Raw genomic sequence first — 15,565 nt, forward strand, 5'->3', positions numbered from 1 at the left:
AATGCGTGAAAAAAATGAGAGGATTTTTGGACCTGAAGATTTAAGGGATTTAACGCCGGAACAGGTAATAAAATTATATGGTGAAACAAATAAAAAAAAGAAAGTTGAAAAGAAAAAACCAACAACCTTTCAACATTATTATGTGGAAAATCCAGAATCTGAGTTAAGGGTAAAAGAATTGGAACTCAATTTAAAAAATGGACACACATATATATTTAAAGCACCTACAGGTGTTTATGGAAAAAAAGACATAGACAAAGCTACAAAGGTATTACTTGAATATGCAGAAATAGAAGGAAAAAAAATACTGGATATAGGATGTGGCTATGGAGTAATTGGCATTACATTAAAAAAAGAATATCCTGATATTGAAATATACATGAGCGATATAAACAAAAGAGCAGTTGAATTTTCAAAGATAAATGCAAAAAATAATAATGTTTTTGCCGATATAAGGCAGGGATATTTATATGAGCCGTGGGAGAATGAGAAATTTGATCAAATAATTTCCAATCCGCCAATTGTAGCCGGGAAAAAAGTATGGATGGCATTAATTGATGGAGCATATGAACATTTAAATAATGAAGGTTCATTGCAACTTGTTGCTTTTCACAATAAAGGTGGAAGTAGAATAAAAGAATATATGAAAAAGGTATTTGGAAATGTAATTGAATTAACCAAAAAAGGCGGAATTAGAGTATACAAATCGGTGAAAGAAAAATGATAGAAGTAAAAAATCTTTTTTTTGGATATGAAAATAAAACAATATTTAATAATTTTACTCTCTCTTTTGAACCACGGGTTCCCGTGGGGTTAGTTGGTGCAAATGGAAGCGGTAAGTCTACATTACTAAGAATGATGTGTGGTATTTTAATTCCACAAAAAGGTGAAATATATTATAACAACACAAAAATAAATCATAATGATATAAATTCTCTTTTGTTTTTAAAAAGAAATGTTGGATATATATTTCAAAATCCAGAAAATCAAATAGTTGGAGTTACAGTAGAAGAAGACATAGCTTTTGGATTGGAAAATCTTGGTCTTGAAAGAGAAGAAATGAAAAAAAGAATAAAATGGGTACTTGAAGTAACAGAATTAATAGGCCTTGAAAAAAAGGATCCAAATACGCTTTCCGGAGGTCAAAAACAGCGATTGGCAATAGCTTCGATAGTTGCCATGCAACCTGAATATATATTAATGGACGAACCAACAACCATGCTTGATCCAGAAGGAAGAAAAGAAATATATAAAGTAATAAAAAATCTGATTTCAATAGGGAAAACTGTAATAATAGCTTCTCATCATGCAAGTGATTTAAAGGTTGTCAAAAAAATTATAGCTCTTGAAAAAGGAAAGATAGCATTTAATGGTGATAGAGAACGATTTTATAACTGGTCTGAAAGCAAAAGGTTTAATGTTGAAATACCTTTTGAAAATATAGTCAAAAAATATACAGGACGAACATATGAAGACATGGAGAGAAAAATATGTCAATAGAAATCAGGGATTTAAACTATACATATGCAGAAGGGACACCATTTGAAAGCATTGCATTAAAAAATATAAACTGGAAAATAAATGAAGGAGAAATGTGGTTATTACTTGGAAAAACAGGTTCGGGTAAAACCACACTTATTCAAAATATTAATGGTTTATTAATACCCAAAAATGGTGAAGTTATAGTAGACGGATTAAAAACATCAGATAAAAACGTTAATATAAAGGATATAAGAAAAAATGTAGGAATAGTATTTCAATATCCAGAAAATCAATTTTTCTTACCAACAGTATTAGAGGAAATTTTATATGCGCCGAAAAATTTTGGAATAGAAATTTCAAAAAATGAATTGCTGGAAATTTTAAAAATAGTAGGATTAACTCCAGAATTTTTAACCAGAAATCCTTTTAGTCTTTCAGGTGGCGAAATGAGAAGAGTGGCAATAGCTTCTGTCCTTGCGTATAATCCTAAATATATTGTATTTGATGAACCTACTGTCGGGCTTGATTATAATGGTAGAAAAAAAATATGGCAGATTATTGAAAATTTAAGAAAAGCAGGTAAAACAATAATAATTGTTACACATTGGATAGATGATTTAATTTCATTTAAGCCGAAAGTTTTACACATTCAAAATAGAGAAATAAGCTTTAAAGGTGAATTTAATGATTTTATAATGCTTGGTGAAGAAGAATTGAAAAAAAGAAGTATCTCACTATCAGAAAAATTGAAATTATACTATTGTTCATTAAAAAATAATATAACGTTAGAAAAATTATTTCAATATTGAAAAGAATAGACGTTGACTAATTAGAAAAATCATGTTATAATACTATCAGTCTTGGGAGGTCGTCTAATGGCAGGACAGCGGACTCTGGATCCGCCGGTGGAGGTTCGAGTCCTCCCCTCCCAGCCATTCACCTAATTTTAGGTACACGCCTGTAGCTCAATTGGTAGAGCGGCGGTCTCCAAAATCGCAGGCTGGGGGTTCAAGTCCCTCCGGGCGTGCCAAAAAAAGTGGGCCATTAGCTCAGCTGGTAGAGCGGCTGACTCTTAATCAGTAGGCCGTGGGTTCGAATCCCGCATGGCCCACCATTTTATTTATTAAAGTCAAAGTGTAAAGCGGAAGCCACCCATATGCTTCCCACCTCGGGCAAATAAGCCGTCAGGGGTTTATTATTTAGCGTATAATAATATATCTGGGAAATATATGGGTGGATTCTATCCACCCATTTTTGTTTATTTTTTTTAATACAAACGAACAGGAGGGATAAGTATTAAAAAATCGAAAGATACAACGATTAGAAACGAAGACATTAAGGCGAAGGAATTAAGGGTTATTGGAAGTGATGGAAGTCAACTGGGAATAATGGAAACAAAAAAAGCATTACAGTTAGCTTATCAGGAAGGACTCGATTTAGTATTGGTTGCACCTAATTCCAATCCACCTGTTGCCAAAATTATGGATTATGGAAAATACAAATACGAAAAGGAAAAGAGAGAAAAGGAAGCTAAAAAGAAGCAGAAAAAACAGCAATTAAAAGAAATGAAGTTCAGATTGAGAATCGATGAACATGATTTTAATACAAAAGTAAAAAGAATTAGAGATTTTCTCGAAGCTGGTAATAAAGTTAGAGCTGTTGTAATGTTCCTTGGTAGGGATATAATGTTTACCGACAAAGGTAAAGAAATATTAGATAGGGTTATCGAAAAGGTTGAAGATATTGCAGAAGTAACTCGAGCGCCAAAAATGGCAGGGCGAGATATGGATATGATTTTATCTCCGAAAACAAAAAAATAATGTTTAAAAAGGAGGAATAATTATGAAAGTTAAAAGACATTCAGCATCAAGCAAAAGATTTAAGGTTACAGGATCAGGAAAAATCAGAATGAGAAGATCAAATGTTGGACATAACACAAGAATTAGAGGAAAAAAGAGAATGAGAAGGTTACACAACTATAAAGATGTTCCAGCAGGATTAAATGAAAAAGTAGAAAGATTACTCGGTTTAAAATAATAAAAATAGAAAGGAGAGAACATAAATGAGAGTTAAAAGAGCAGTTCATGCAAGAAAAAAGAGAAAAAAATATCTTAAAGCTGCTAAGGGTTACAGAGGAGCTTTAAGCAGAAGATATGTATTAGCAAAACAGCAATTCTTCAGATCAGGAAAATATGCATATGCAGGTAGAAAACAGAAAAAGAGAGATTTCAGAAGATTATGGATTACAAGAATTAATGCAGCTGCAAGAAATGAAGGATTAAAATATAACGAATTAATTCATGGTTTAAAATTAGCAGGTGTTAATATCAACAGAAAGATGTTATCAGAACTTGCTGTAAATGATTACGAAGCATTCAAAGAATATGTAACAATTGCTAAAGAAGCTATATCCAGGTAATATAAAAAGCCACCTATAAAAGGTGGCTTATATTTTATATTTATTGTGTTCTCATAAATATAGTATTAATGAGATTGAGAAAATCGGTATATAATATTTTCTCATCACCTGCATAATAAGAAATTGGTTGAATGGTTTTTGTTTTTATTGTTTTATTTACATCAAAAGTAATTTTAAACCTCACATATTTTCCAAAATAATAAGCATCACCCTGAAAGATTACATATAATTTTCCGGGTTTTCTAACGCATTTCCATTCTGGATTAGAGAAAAAAGCATTAAAATATGGTCCGATTTTTTTATCGGGAAATCCATAGAAATTACTATTTTTAATTATTTTAATACATTCATTGTCAGTTAAATTTGTATTATTTAAAAGATCTTTTAGAAACACGTTATACATTATAAATAGCGTAATTGTGACGGTTATAAATGAAGCAGAAATAATAATAATTATATTCTTCAAAAAATTTGATTTGATAATATCACCCCCTGATAATTAATTCTATATTGTATAAAAAATTCCCTTGAATTCTTAACAACATTAAAGTATAATATAGGTAATAATCAATTTTCGAGAACTGGGAGGGAGAAATATGGATATTGGAAAAAGATATACTCCAAATGAAATAGAAACAAAGTGGTACAAAGTTTGGCTTGACGAAGAATTGTTTAAAGCAAAAGGTGAAGGTAATGGTAAATTTTCTGTTGTGATACCTCCTCCTAACATTACTGGAAAAATTCATATGGGACATGCTTTGAATATTTCCCTTCAGGATATAGTGACAAGATTTAAAAGGATGCAGGGTAAGGATACATTATGGTTACCTGGTGAAGACCATGCAGGTATTGCGACTCAGCATGTTGTAGAAAAGTTCCTTATGCAAAGCGAAGGAAAAAGAAAAGAAGATTATGGCAGGGAAGAATTTATAAAAAGAGTATGGAATTGGGCAAATGAATATAGAGAACATATAAAAAAGCAAATAATGGCAATAGGTGCATCTGTTGACTGGTCAAGGGAAAGGTTTACACTTGATGAAGGTTTAAATAAAGCTGTAAGAAAGGTATTTGTTGAATTATACAATGAAGGATATATATATAAAGGAAAATATATAGTAAACTGGTGTCCAAGCTGTGGCACAGTTTTATCAGATGAAGAGGTTGAACATAAAGATGAAAAAGGTGCATTATATCATATAAAATATCCAATAAAAGGTGAGGATAATTATATAATAATTGCAACAACAAGGCCAGAAACAATGTTAGGAGATACAGCAATAGCTGTACATCCATCAGACGAAAGATATAAGGATTATGTTGGAAAAGTAGCTATATTACCATTAGTAGGAAGGGAAATACCAATAATTGCAGATAAATATGTTGATCCATCATTTGGAACAGGTGCTTTAAAGGTTACGCCTGCACATGATCCAAATGACTATTTACTTGGTCAGAGACATAATCTTGAATCAGTTCAAATAATGGATGAATATGCAAAGATAAATGAAAATGGTGGAAAATATGCCGGAATGACAAGAGAAGAAGCAAGAAAGGCTGTAGTTGAAGATCTTGAAAAAGAAGGATATTTATTAAAAATAGAAGAATTAGAACATTCAGTTGGTCATTGTTACAGATGTGATACTGTAGTTGAACCATTCCTTTTAGATCAATGGTTTGTAAAGATGAAACCACTTGCAGAAAAAGCAATAGAAGCTGTAGAAGACGGAGACATAAAATTCTATCCCGAAAGATGGAAAAAGGTATACCTTAACTGGATGAATGAAATAAGGGATTGGTGTATTTCAAGACAATTATGGTGGGGACATAGAATACCTGTATGGTATTGTGAAGATTGTGGACATATAAATGTTTCTGAAGAAGATGTACATAAATGTGAAAAATGTGGATCCACAAATCTAAGGCAGGATGAAGATGTACTTGATACATGGTTTAGCTCTGCATTATGGCCATTTTCAACATTGGGTTGGCCAGAAGAAACAGAAGATCTCAAAAAATACTATCCAACTGATCTGTTAATGACAGGTTTTGACATAATCTTTTTCTGGGTAGCAAGAATGATTGTAATGGGAGAAAAATTCATGGGAGATAAACCATTCTCAGATGTATATATTCATCAACTTGTAAGGGATAAACATGGACGAAAAATGTCAAAATCCCTTGGAAACGGTATTGACCCACTTGAAGTTATTGAAAAATATGGTGCTGATCCAATGAGATTTGCACTGGCAATTCTCGCGGCACAGGGAAGGGACATAAAATTAGATCTTCAAATAATTGATTCATATTCAAAATTTGCAAATAAAATATGGAATGCTACAAGGTTTGTATTGTTGAATATGGATGATTTTGAAAAGATGGAATTAAAACCGGAAGACTTAACCCTTGAAGACAAATGGATGCTTACAAGATTGAATAAAACAATAAAAGAAGTTACAGAAGCAATAGAAAAATACGAGTTTAACATTGCAGCAAGAGCATTATACGATTTCTTCTGGAATGAATACTGTGATTGGTATATAGAAGCTGTGAAAAATAGATTAAAATCAGAAGATAAAAAACTTGCACAAAATGTATTGGTTCGTGTTTTAGACTCTTCGTTAAGATTATTGCATCCATTTATGCCATTTTTAACAGAAGAATTATGGCAGAATTTACCAAAGATTACAGATGAAAAGTATCTTGTAACTGCAAAATGGCCAGAGTATAATGAAAACTTCGTATTTGAAAATGAAGAAGCAGAATTTGAAAAGATAAAAGCATTTATTAGAGGTATAAGAAATGTAAAAGCTGATATAAATATTCCACAGATAACAAAGGTTGAAATAGCATATAAAACTTTAAGCGATAATGACTGGATAAAGAGAAATGAAAAGACAGTTAAAGAATTGGCATTTGTAACAAATATAGAAATAGTTTCAGAAAAACCTGAAAAATCTGCAACATCATATGTTGATGAAGATGTTGAAGCATACGTAAAGCTTGGGGAACTTATTGATATAGAAGCTGAAAAAGAAAGATTAAACAAAAAGCTTGAAAAACTCAATAAAGAATTCCAGAAATACGATAAAAAATTAAATAACAAAAACTTTATTGAAAGAGCTCCTGAAGAAGTAATAGAAGAAACAAAAGAAAAATTTGAAATGGTAAAAAGCCAGATTGAAAAATTAGAAAAATTATTAAGGGAGTTAGATTAAATGATAGAGTCACTTCGAAAGGCTGTAGAGTATATATACGATAGGCGTGGTGGCACAAGAATAAAGTATGGTTTAGATAGAATAAACAAATTATGTGAATTATTGGGGAATCCTCAAAGGGATTTCCCTGTTATTCATGTAACAGGAACAAATGGTAAGGGAAGTACATCAAAAGCTATACATGAGATATTAAAAGCTCATGGGTTAAAAACAGGAATATTTACCTCTCCGCATTTAACCAATATAAAAGAGAGAATAAAAATAAACGGAAAATCCATAACAGAAAAGGAATTTGTTTCAATTCTTAATGATATGATTATTCCAATTGAAAAAATGGATGCCATGTCAGAAGATATGTCACCATCATTTTTTGAAATTATTACCGCATTGGCATTAAAATATTTTTCAGAACAAAATGTTGATGTAGCTGTACTTGAAGTAGGACTTGGAGGAAGACTTGATGCTACTAATGTTGTGAATTCTGAAGTTTCTGTTATTACAACAGTACAATATGATCATACAAGTTTACTTGGAGATACATTAGAACAAATAGCCTATGAAAAAGCCGGAATAATAAAACCTGATAATTATTTAGTATTAGGGAATATAAATGAATCTTCAAAAGAGGTAATATTTGAAAGAGCCAATGAAGTTGGAATAAGAAAAGTATTTGAATTTGAAAAGGACTATAATTTTAAAAATCCCATATATTCATTGAATTGGAATTCAATTGATTATAAGAGCATATATACAGAAATTCCCGGGCTTGTATTCAAAGCAAATGGAACATATCAACCATATAATGTATCCACAGCTGTTATGGCAGTAGAGGCATATATGGAAAAAAAAGAGTTAAAATTTGATATTGAAAAAACAAAAAAAGGATTAAAAAACTTTTTATGGGAAGGGCGTTTTGAATTAATAGAATATAATGATAAAAAGGTTATATTAGAAGGAGCGCACAATATTTCTGGAGCTTTGGCATTAAAAAATTCAATTAAAATATACACAAAAAACTTCAAAAAAGCAGCTTTAATTGGAATATTAGATGATAAAGATTTTGAAGGAATGGTAAAGTTAATGGCAGATAACTTTGATTATATAATAGTTACTCAGGTTCCAAATAAACGATCTTCAAATCCAGAAGCAGTATATAAAGCATTTAAAAAATACTCAAGAAACGTTACATATATTCAGGATCCAATAAAAGCCTTTGATTATTTACTTACCATTCCGTATGATTATTATTTTGTTACAGGTTCTCTTTATTTGGTTGGAAAAATAAGAGGATATATGTTAAATCTGGAGGAAATATAATGATTAGAAAAGTAAGAGGAAAAGTGGAAAAATTAACTCCAGACGAAATAATAATAGAATCTGGAAATATGTTTTTTGAAAGTATTCCAACATACAGGATTTTAGAAAGATGTGAAATAGGAAAAGAATATGTGTTTGAAACACATCTTGAAATATCAGAATGGAACATAGCTTTTTATATGTTTTATGATGATATTGAAAGAAATATATTTCTTAATTTAAAAAAGGTTTCAAAACTTGGTGGGAAAAGTGCATTGAAAATTCTTCAAAAAATAGATGTAGAACAATTAATAAATATGATAGCTTCTCAGGATGTAAAGGGATTATCTAAACTTCCTGGAATAGGTAAAAAAACAGCAGAAAGAATAATCAACGAATTGGGTGAAAATCTTGAAACCTTACCTGTAAGTGGAGAAAGTACAAAATTAAAAGATGCTCTTGAAGCTCTTGAAGCTCTGGGATTTGAAAAAAACAAAGTATTTAATGTATTAAAGGAAATAGATATAGAAAAATTGACGCTTGAGAATATAATTACACAAGCTTTGAAGAAATTGTGATAATATCTTAATTTTAATTAATGAAAATAATGTTAAAATATAAAATGTCGGGGGTGTGCTATGAAAGTATTAATTCTGGCAGCTGGTCTTGGAAAAAGGATGAAATCAAAATATCCAAAGGTAATGCACAAAATTCTTGAAAAAGAATTGGTAAATTGGGTAATAGATACTGCGAAAGAATTAAATCCTACAGAAATAGGAGTTGTTCTTGGATATAAAGGAGAACTTGTTGAAAAAATACTTCCAGAAGGAATAAAAATATATTATCAAAAAGAACAATTGGGAACTGGTCATGCTGTAATGTCAGCTGAAGAATTTTTAAATGACGAAGATATATTAATATTATATGGAGATACACCATTAATTACCGCTTCGACATTGTCGAAGTTAATTGATAAACATAAAAATACAAATGCAGATGCTACAATTCTAACCGCAATTTTAGATAATCCTGCTGGATATGGTAGAATAGTAAAAGATGAAAATGGAAAGTTCATAAATATTGTAGAAGATGCTGATGCATCAGAAGAAGAAAAGAAAATAAAAGAAATAAATTCAGGTTTCGTTATATTTAAGGGAGATAAGCTAAAAAATGCATTAAAAGAGTTAAAACCAAATAATAATCAAGGTGAATATTATCTAACAGATGTTCCTAAAATGCTAGAAAATGTGGAAACATATGTTTTAGAAGATTTTTCAGAAGCGTTGGGAATTAATAATAGAATTCAGCTGGCAAATGCTGAAAAAATATTAAGAAAAAGAATACTTGAAAATTTAATGCTAAACGGAGTTACAATAACAGATCCCGATACAGTATATATAGGTCCTGACGTAAAAATAGGGCAGGATACAATAATTTATCCAATGACATTTATATATGGAAAAACAGAAATAGGTGAAGATTGCGAAATAGGTCCTATGACACGAATAAATAATTGTCAAATAGGAAATAACGTGAAAATATTGCGTTCAGAATGTGAAGATGCTATAGTGAAAGATAATGTATCCGTTGGGCCATACTCCAGATTAAGAACCGGAACAGTATTAAATGAAAAGGTAAAAATAGGAAATTATGTTGAAACGAAAAAAACAATAGTGGGTAAAGGTTCAAAAGCACAACATTTAACCTATCTTGGTGATGCAACAATAGGTGAAGATGTAAATATAGGTGCTGGAACAATTACATGTAATTATGATGGAAAAAATAAACATAAAACATTTATTGGAGATAGAGTTTTTGTAGGTAGCAATACAGCATTGGTAGCTCCAGTAAAAATAGAAAATGATGTTTTAATAGGTGCTGGTTCAACAATAACAGAAGATATACCTGAAGGTTCACTTGCACTTGGAAGAGCAAGGCAGGTAACAAAAGAAAATTGGGTATTTAATAAGAGGGAGAAAGGAGAGTAAAAATTATGCCTTTTTCAATGGCCCACGAAATTAAAATATTTTCCGGTTCAGCTAATCAGCCATTAGCTGAAAAAATTGTTCAGTATCTTGGAACAAGATTAAGTGAAGTAGAACTTGGAAGATTTGCTGATGGTGAAGTAAATCTTCGAATTGGTGAAACAGTTAGAGGACTTGATACATTTGTTATTCAGTCAACCTCTTCACCTGTAAATGAAAGCTTAATGGAATTACTTGTAATGATTGATGCATTAAAAAGAGCATCAGCAAATTCAATAGCTGTTGTAATTCCATATTTTGGTTATGCGCGTCAGGATAGAAAAGCAAGAGGTAGAGATCCAATATCAGCAAAACTTGTAGCCAATCTATTGACTGTTGCAGGAGCAACAAGAATAGTAACAATAGACTTGCATGCGGAACAGATTCAGGGATTCTTTGATATACCTGTTGATAATCTTATGGGATTTCCTGTATTTGTAAATTATTTTAGAAATGAATGCGAAGATTTTGATGAAGAAAATTCCGTTGTTGTTTCACCAGATGTTGGTGGAGTAAAAAGAGCAAGGAAATTTGCAGAAAAAATGAATTTACCACTTGCAATACTCGATAAAAGAAGACCAAAAGATAATGTAGCAGAGATAGTCAATATAATTGGTGATGTAAATGATAAAGTAGCTATAATATTTGATGATATAATAGATACAGGAGGATCGTTAGTTGGAGCAGCAGAAATGCTCGTAAAAAATGGCGCTAAAAAGGTTATAGCGTGTGCAACTCATGGAGTTCTTTCCAAAAATGCAAAGGAAAAGTTACAAAATTCAGTAATTGAAAAAATATATGTTACAGATACAATATATCATAATGATTTGCCGGACAAATTTGAAGTATTAAGCGTATCTTCAATTCTCGGTGAAACAATTGCAAGGATCAAAAATAATTTATCAGTAAGTATACTCTTTAAATAAAATAATTTATTAACATAGGAGGGATTAAAATGGCAAAAGTATACCAGCTAAAAGCTATTGAAAGAAAAGAAGGAGAAAAAGCAAATCACATCAAAAAAGAAGGTTTTATTCCCGCTATAGTCTATGGACCTGGTTTAGAAGGCGGAAATATTGCTTTAAAGGTTTCTTCTGTTGATGCATTCTTAATGATTGAAAAAATTGAAGAAACAACACCTATTCAATTAAACATTGAAAAGGAAAATGGTGAAACATATTCAGTAACAACATTCTTAAAGACATTACAGAGACACAAAGTATCAGATAAACCAATTCACATTGATTTCTATGTTCCATCAGCAGGACATAAAATGCACCTTAACATTCCTATTGAATTTACAGGTGAAGCAAAAGGATTATCAAGAGGCGGTATGTTAGAAATCCACTACCACGAATTACCAGTTGAAATATTACCAAAAGATATTGTAGAAAAATTCGTAGTAGATATTTCAGAATTAGATCTTGGAGATCATATTACAGTAAAAGACCTCAACATATCTGAAGAAATAGATGTATTACTTGACCCAGAAGAAGTTGTTATAGCTGTTACAGAACCAAGAGCAGCTGAAACAACAGGTGAAGAAGAAACAGAAGAAGCAGAAGGAGAAGAAGCTTAATTAAACTATGAAAATAATAATAGGATTAGGTAATCCAGGCCCACGTTATGTCTTTACAAAGCATAACGTGGGGTTTTTGGTTATCGATAGATATTATGAGTTAAATAAGCAGATATTCAAAAAAATTGAAAAAAACACCTTTGAAGGATATATAAATGATGATATAATATTAATAAAACCGCTTACATATATGAATTTAAGCGGAAAGGTGTTTTTTGAACTGAAAAATTATATAGAAGAAATATCACCGGAGAATATACTGGTAATATATGATGATATATCCATTGATCTTGGGAAGATTAGAATAAGACCAAATGGTTCTGCTGGAGGCCATAATGGATTAAAATCCATTATCTCCGTACTTGGTACAAAAGACTTTCCAAGGATACGCGTTGGAATAGGGCCAAAACCAGAAGGAATAGACCTTGCAGATTATGTATTAAGTGAGTTTACAAATGAAGAAATGTATAAATTATACAAAGTAATAGATAAAACAGTAGATGCAATAAACATTATTCTCGGAGGAAAAATAACAGATGCAATGAACAAATATAACAATCGTGATTTAACTGGAGATGATTAAATTGAAATGTCAATTATGCAAAACCAATGAAGCGGAAATAGTCCAGAAATTTGATTATGACGGAATAATGACTGAAATTGGATATTGTCAGAAATGTATGAAGGAAATTATGAGATTTCATCTTTCTCCAGTAAATGAAACAACGATAAAATTCTTTACTACAAAACTTTTTTTCAAAAACCATTCAAATTTTATGGAATCCTCGGTTGAAATTAGCGGGGTAAAAACATGGGTATTATCAGAAGGGCCTATACATTCAAAGCGTTTAATATTTAAAGAAGATGAAAACTCAAAAATACGAGATACGCAAACAGTAATTGAAAGAACATTATATTATTTATCTAAAGAATATGAGGCAGCCAGAAAAAACAACGATATAGATAAAATGGAAGCAATAGAAAAGATTATAAAAAAATTAAAAAGAATGCTTAAATAAAAAATCCCCTCTATTTGGAAAACCAGATAGAGGGGATTTATAAATATTAAATTTAAATAGCAGTTTTACTATAACGTTTAGCTTCTTCTATTGTATCTAAAATAAGCATAAGATTAATAACCTTGGTAATTTTTAAGATATTTTTAATCATAGAATTTATATTTATAAAAATCAATTTATTATTAAAATGTCTGGCTTTTTGAATTAAAGTAATAATTATTCCAAGTCCGTTACTATCCATATAATATACATTTGAAAAATCCACAATAATATTACTATCCTTTATATCTAAAATTTCCTCTAATTGTTTTTTTACAAATTTTCCATTTTCTATATTCAAATTATCATTAAATTTTAAAAGATAATAATTATTAAATTTTTCTATATCACAATATTTCTTCATTTCCATCACCTCCGACATTAAATATATCGTCTATAAAATCAGTTGCTTTAATAAACAAAAAAAGTGAAATAATTATATAATTTATGATATAATATTTCTATAAAAAATAACAAAATGAAAAGGAGGGGCAAAATGACAATACTAAATCTAAGCGGAATTGTATTTGGTCTTGTGGGGATTGTATTTACAATCTTTTTAACCTTTAAAGTACTTGAAAATTCACCGGGAAACGAAAAAATGCAAAAAATTTCTGGTGCCATTCAGACAGGTGCAAGAGCATTTTTGATTTCAGAATATAAAATCCTTTATGTAATTGTTGGAATAATATTTATATTATTGGGACTTACCAATGGCTGGATGATGGCGCTTGCATTTTTCCTGGGTGCAACCTTATCAGTTTTATCAGGTTTCTTTGGTATGAGTATTGCTACAAAAACAAATACCAGAACAGCTCAGGGAGCAATTCATTCTTTGAGTAATGGATTAAAAATAGCATTTAATGGTGGAGCTATAATGGGAATGACAGTAGCTTCATTGGGATTATTTGGTTTAGGACTCGTTTTTTATCTCACAAATGGCGATACCATATCAATGAGTGGCTATGCAATGGGAGCTTCATTGGTAGCGTTATTTGCAAGAGTTGGAGGAGGTATATTTACAAAAGCTGCAGATGTTGGTGCAGACCTTGTAGGAAAGACAGAAGCAGGAATTCCAGAAGACGACCCAAGAAATCCAGCTGTTATTGCTGATAATGTTGGTGATAATGTTGGTGACGTTGCTGGAATGGGAGCAGATTTATATGAATCATTTGTAGGTTCAATATTCTCTGCTTCTGCATTAGGGGTTATATTATTCAGCGAAAAAGGTGCAACATTTCCATTTATTGTAGTATCAATAGGTATAATATCTGCAATTATAGGAATTTTGGTGTTTAATTTTAATCTAAAAGACAAAGAAAATGTAGATCCTTCAAAAGCTTTACATTTTGGAATGTATATAGCAAATATACTCACATTAATAGGAGTATTTTTTCTATCATTAATATTCTTAAAGACATTAAAACCTTTTTATGTTATATTTCTGGGGATGGTAGTGGGAATGTTAATAGGTTCAATAACAGAATACTATACAGCAAAAGAACCTGTAAAACATCTTGCTAAAAGTGCAGTAAGCGGAGCTGCGCCATTACTAATAAATGGTATGGCTGTTGGTATGGAATCTACAGCTATTCCTGTAATATTAATATCTCTGGCAACAATAGTATCGTATAATCTTCTTGGATTATTTGGAATAGCGCTTGCAGGTGTAGGAATGCTTGCAACACTTGGAATTACTTTAGCAATAGATGCATATGGCCCTATTGCCGATAATGCAGGTGGTATTGCACAAATGGCAGAACTTGAACCATATGTAAGAGAAAGAACCGATGCTTTAGATGCAGTTGGAAATACAACAGCTGCAATAGGTAAAGGATTTGCAATAGGTTCAGCTGCATTAACTGCTTTAGCATTATTTGCTTCATATACAAAGGTTGTAAACCTTGAAATAATAGATCTTGCAAAATCGCAGGTATTTATAGGTGCATTAGTTGGTGGAATGTTACCATTTCTTTTTTCATCAATGGCAATGAAAGCTGTTGGTGATGCTGCAGAAATAATGGTTGAAGAAGTAAGAAGACAATTTAGAGAAATTGTAGGATTAATGGAAGGAAAAGCTGATCCTGATTATTCATCATGTGTTGCCATAGCAACAAAAGGCGCTTTGAAAAAAATGGTATTACCTTCATTATTAGCTGTATTTATGCCAATAATAATGTTCTTTATACTTGGAAAAGAGGCAGTAGCCGGTATGTTAGTTGGAACAACAGTATCAGGTGTAATGCTTGCAATATTCATGGCAAATTCTGGTGGTGCATGGGACAATGCAAAAAAATATATTGAAACAGGCGAATTTGGCGGTAAAGGTTCATTTGCACATAAGGCAGCAGTTATTGGAGATACTGTAGGAGATCCATTTAAAGATACCGCAGGCCCTGCTATTAACATACTTATTAAATTAATGTCTATAGTTTCTATTGTTGTTATTCCTATATTAATAAAAATCTTTCAATAAATGAAAGGGGGATTAA

17 protein-coding genes, 3 tRNA genes and 1 other annotated feature are annotated in these 15,565 nt (G+C 31.0%); of the genes, 18 read left to right on the top strand and 2 right to left on the bottom strand.

Annotated elements, in window-relative coordinates; all coding sequences use genetic code 11:
- Position 1 precedes the first annotated feature (1 nt).
- From LN42_RS09075 to rplT, 9 genes are all read left to right on the top strand, one after another.
- On the top strand, positions 2–724 hold the full coding sequence (locus tag LN42_RS09075) for a class I SAM-dependent methyltransferase (RefSeq protein WP_014297217.1): 723 nt from the start codon (positions 2–4) through the stop codon (positions 722–724).
- The gene (locus tag LN42_RS09080) at positions 721–1,500 is read left to right on the top strand and encodes an energy-coupling factor ABC transporter ATP-binding protein (RefSeq protein WP_075780716.1); all 780 of its coding nucleotides are present in this window, start codon (positions 721–723) and stop codon (positions 1,498–1,500) included. Before LN42_RS09075 ends, LN42_RS09080 begins: the two co-directional genes overlap by 4 nt.
- Positions 1,491–2,291, top strand: a complete 801-nt coding sequence (locus LN42_RS09085; protein WP_014297219.1) for an ATP-binding cassette domain-containing protein — start codon at positions 1,491–1,493, stop codon at positions 2,289–2,291. The genes LN42_RS09080 and LN42_RS09085 overlap by 10 nt, the downstream gene beginning before the upstream one ends.
- A gap of 52 nt (positions 2,292–2,343) precedes the next feature.
- Positions 2,344–2,417 (top strand) — tRNA-Gln (locus LN42_RS09090).
- A gap of 19 nt (positions 2,418–2,436) precedes the next feature.
- Positions 2,437–2,512, top strand: a tRNA-Trp gene (locus LN42_RS09095).
- An 8-nt stretch (positions 2,513–2,520) separates the two neighbouring features.
- A tRNA-Lys gene (locus tag LN42_RS09100) sits at positions 2,521–2,596 on the top strand.
- Positions 2,597–2,615: 19 nt separating this feature from the next.
- Positions 2,616–2,748 (top strand) — a sequence feature (ribosomal protein L20 leader region).
- Positions 2,749–2,777: 29 nt separating this feature from the next.
- Positions 2,778–3,302 carry a translation initiation factor IF-3 gene (infC, locus tag LN42_RS09105; RefSeq protein WP_014297220.1) on the top strand — a complete coding sequence of 175 codons (525 nt, stop codon included), beginning with the start codon at positions 2,778–2,780 and terminating at the stop codon, positions 3,300–3,302.
- Between the two features lie 22 nt (positions 3,303–3,324).
- Positions 3,325–3,519, top strand: a complete 195-nt coding sequence (locus LN42_RS09110) for a 50S ribosomal protein L35 (protein WP_014297221.1) — start codon at positions 3,325–3,327, stop codon at positions 3,517–3,519.
- A 25-nt stretch (positions 3,520–3,544) separates the two neighbouring features.
- Positions 3,545–3,901, top strand: a complete 357-nt coding sequence (gene rplT / locus LN42_RS09115) for a 50S ribosomal protein L20 (protein ID WP_014297222.1) — start codon at positions 3,545–3,547, stop codon at positions 3,899–3,901.
- Between the two features lie 40 nt (positions 3,902–3,941).
- On the opposite strand, the gene LN42_RS09120 is transcribed toward rplT, so the two are convergent.
- Positions 3,942–4,295, bottom strand: a complete 354-nt coding sequence (locus LN42_RS09120; protein ID WP_198029611.1) for a hypothetical protein — start codon at positions 4,293–4,295, stop codon at positions 3,942–3,944.
- A gap of 202 nt (positions 4,296–4,497) precedes the next feature.
- On the opposite strand from LN42_RS09120, the gene LN42_RS09125 reads away from it, so the two are divergent.
- Genes LN42_RS09125 through LN42_RS09160 form a run of 8 tightly spaced genes read left to right on the top strand, consistent with a single transcriptional unit; the run spans position 4,498 to position 13,034 of the window.
- Complete coding sequence (locus LN42_RS09125; protein ID WP_014297223.1) at positions 4,498–7,116, top strand: valine--tRNA ligase; 2,619 nt, start codon at positions 4,498–4,500, stop codon at positions 7,114–7,116.
- Positions 7,117–8,433 carry a folylpolyglutamate synthase/dihydrofolate synthase family protein gene (locus LN42_RS09130; protein WP_014297224.1) on the top strand — a complete coding sequence of 439 codons (1,317 nt, stop codon included), beginning with the start codon at positions 7,117–7,119 and terminating at the stop codon, positions 8,431–8,433.
- A complete protein-coding gene (gene ruvA, locus LN42_RS09135) occupies positions 8,433–8,990 on the top strand; it encodes a Holliday junction branch migration protein RuvA (protein ID WP_014297225.1) in 558 nt (185 codons plus the stop codon). The genes LN42_RS09130 and ruvA overlap by 1 nt, the downstream gene beginning before the upstream one ends.
- 60 nt (positions 8,991–9,050) lie before the next feature.
- Entirely contained in the window at positions 9,051–10,400 is a 1,350-nt protein-coding gene (gene glmU / locus LN42_RS09140) for a bifunctional UDP-N-acetylglucosamine diphosphorylase/glucosamine-1-phosphate N-acetyltransferase GlmU (protein WP_075780718.1), read from the top strand.
- A 5-nt stretch (positions 10,401–10,405) separates the two neighbouring features.
- Positions 10,406–11,362 (top strand): ribose-phosphate pyrophosphokinase, encoded by a 957-nt coding sequence (locus LN42_RS09145; protein WP_075780719.1) that lies wholly within the window; start codon positions 10,406–10,408, stop codon positions 11,360–11,362.
- A gap of 29 nt (positions 11,363–11,391) precedes the next feature.
- Positions 11,392–12,015 carry a 50S ribosomal protein L25 gene (locus LN42_RS09150; RefSeq protein ID WP_014297228.1) on the top strand — a complete coding sequence of 208 codons (624 nt, stop codon included), beginning with the start codon at positions 11,392–11,394 and terminating at the stop codon, positions 12,013–12,015.
- 7 nt (positions 12,016–12,022) lie between these two features.
- Positions 12,023–12,598, top strand: coding sequence for an aminoacyl-tRNA hydrolase (gene pth / locus LN42_RS09155; RefSeq protein WP_014297229.1), 576 nt, complete (start codon positions 12,023–12,025; stop codon positions 12,596–12,598).
- 1 nt (position 12,599) lies between these two features.
- On the top strand, positions 12,600–13,034 hold the full coding sequence (locus LN42_RS09160; RefSeq protein ID WP_075780720.1) for a hypothetical protein: 435 nt from the start codon (positions 12,600–12,602) through the stop codon (positions 13,032–13,034).
- A 52-nt stretch (positions 13,035–13,086) separates the two neighbouring features.
- Here the strand turns inward: LN42_RS09160 and LN42_RS09165 are convergent, their stop codons facing one another.
- Positions 13,087–13,437 (bottom strand): STAS domain-containing protein, encoded by a 351-nt coding sequence (locus LN42_RS09165; RefSeq protein ID WP_014297231.1) that lies wholly within the window; start codon positions 13,435–13,437, stop codon positions 13,087–13,089.
- A 132-nt stretch (positions 13,438–13,569) separates the two neighbouring features.
- Here LN42_RS09165 and LN42_RS09170 point away from each other — a divergent pair, with 132 nt between their 5' ends.
- Positions 13,570–15,549, top strand: a complete 1,980-nt coding sequence (locus tag LN42_RS09170) for a sodium-translocating pyrophosphatase (protein WP_014297232.1) — start codon at positions 13,570–13,572, stop codon at positions 15,547–15,549.
- The last annotated feature ends 16 nt before the right edge of the window (positions 15,550–15,565 follow it).

Source organism: Marinitoga sp. 1137 (assembly GCF_001941525.1).
Lineage (GTDB): Bacteria > Thermotogota > Thermotogae > Petrotogales > Petrotogaceae > Marinitoga > Marinitoga piezophila.

Excerpts from the sequence above, each read along its gene's own strand:
- LN42_RS09130 (WP_014297224.1), top strand. The coding sequence starts at position 7,117 with ATGATAGAGTCACTTCGAAAGGCTGTAGAGTATATATACGATAGGCGT.
- LN42_RS09150 (WP_014297228.1), top strand. The coding sequence starts at position 11,392 with ATGGCAAAAGTATACCAGCTAAAAGCTATTGAAAGAAAAGAAGGAGAA.
- LN42_RS09145 (WP_075780719.1), top strand. The coding sequence starts at position 10,406 with ATGCCTTTTTCAATGGCCCACGAAATTAAAATATTTTCCGGTTCAGCT.
- LN42_RS09110 (WP_014297221.1), top strand. The coding sequence starts at position 3,325 with ATGAAAGTTAAAAGACATTCAGCATCAAGCAAAAGATTTAAGGTTACA.
- LN42_RS09170 (WP_014297232.1), top strand. The coding sequence starts at position 13,570 with ATGACAATACTAAATCTAAGCGGAATTGTATTTGGTCTTGTGGGGATT.
- LN42_RS09085 (WP_014297219.1), top strand. The coding sequence starts at position 1,491 with ATGTCAATAGAAATCAGGGATTTAAACTATACATATGCAGAAGGGACA.
- ruvA (WP_014297225.1), top strand. The coding sequence starts at position 8,433 with ATGATTAGAAAAGTAAGAGGAAAAGTGGAAAAATTAACTCCAGACGAA.
- LN42_RS09165 (WP_014297231.1), bottom strand. The coding sequence starts at position 13,437 with ATGAAGAAATATTGTGATATAGAAAAATTTAATAATTATTATCTTTTA.
- pth (WP_014297229.1), top strand. The coding sequence starts at position 12,023 with ATGAAAATAATAATAGGATTAGGTAATCCAGGCCCACGTTATGTCTTT.
- LN42_RS09125 (WP_014297223.1), top strand. The coding sequence starts at position 4,498 with ATGGATATTGGAAAAAGATATACTCCAAATGAAATAGAAACAAAGTGG.
- LN42_RS09075 (WP_014297217.1), top strand. The coding sequence starts at position 2 with ATGCGTGAAAAAAATGAGAGGATTTTTGGACCTGAAGATTTAAGGGAT.
- LN42_RS09080 (WP_075780716.1), top strand. The coding sequence starts at position 721 with ATGATAGAAGTAAAAAATCTTTTTTTTGGATATGAAAATAAAACAATA.
- rplT (WP_014297222.1), top strand. The coding sequence starts at position 3,545 with ATGAGAGTTAAAAGAGCAGTTCATGCAAGAAAAAAGAGAAAAAAATAT.
- glmU (WP_075780718.1), top strand. The coding sequence starts at position 9,051 with ATGAAAGTATTAATTCTGGCAGCTGGTCTTGGAAAAAGGATGAAATCA.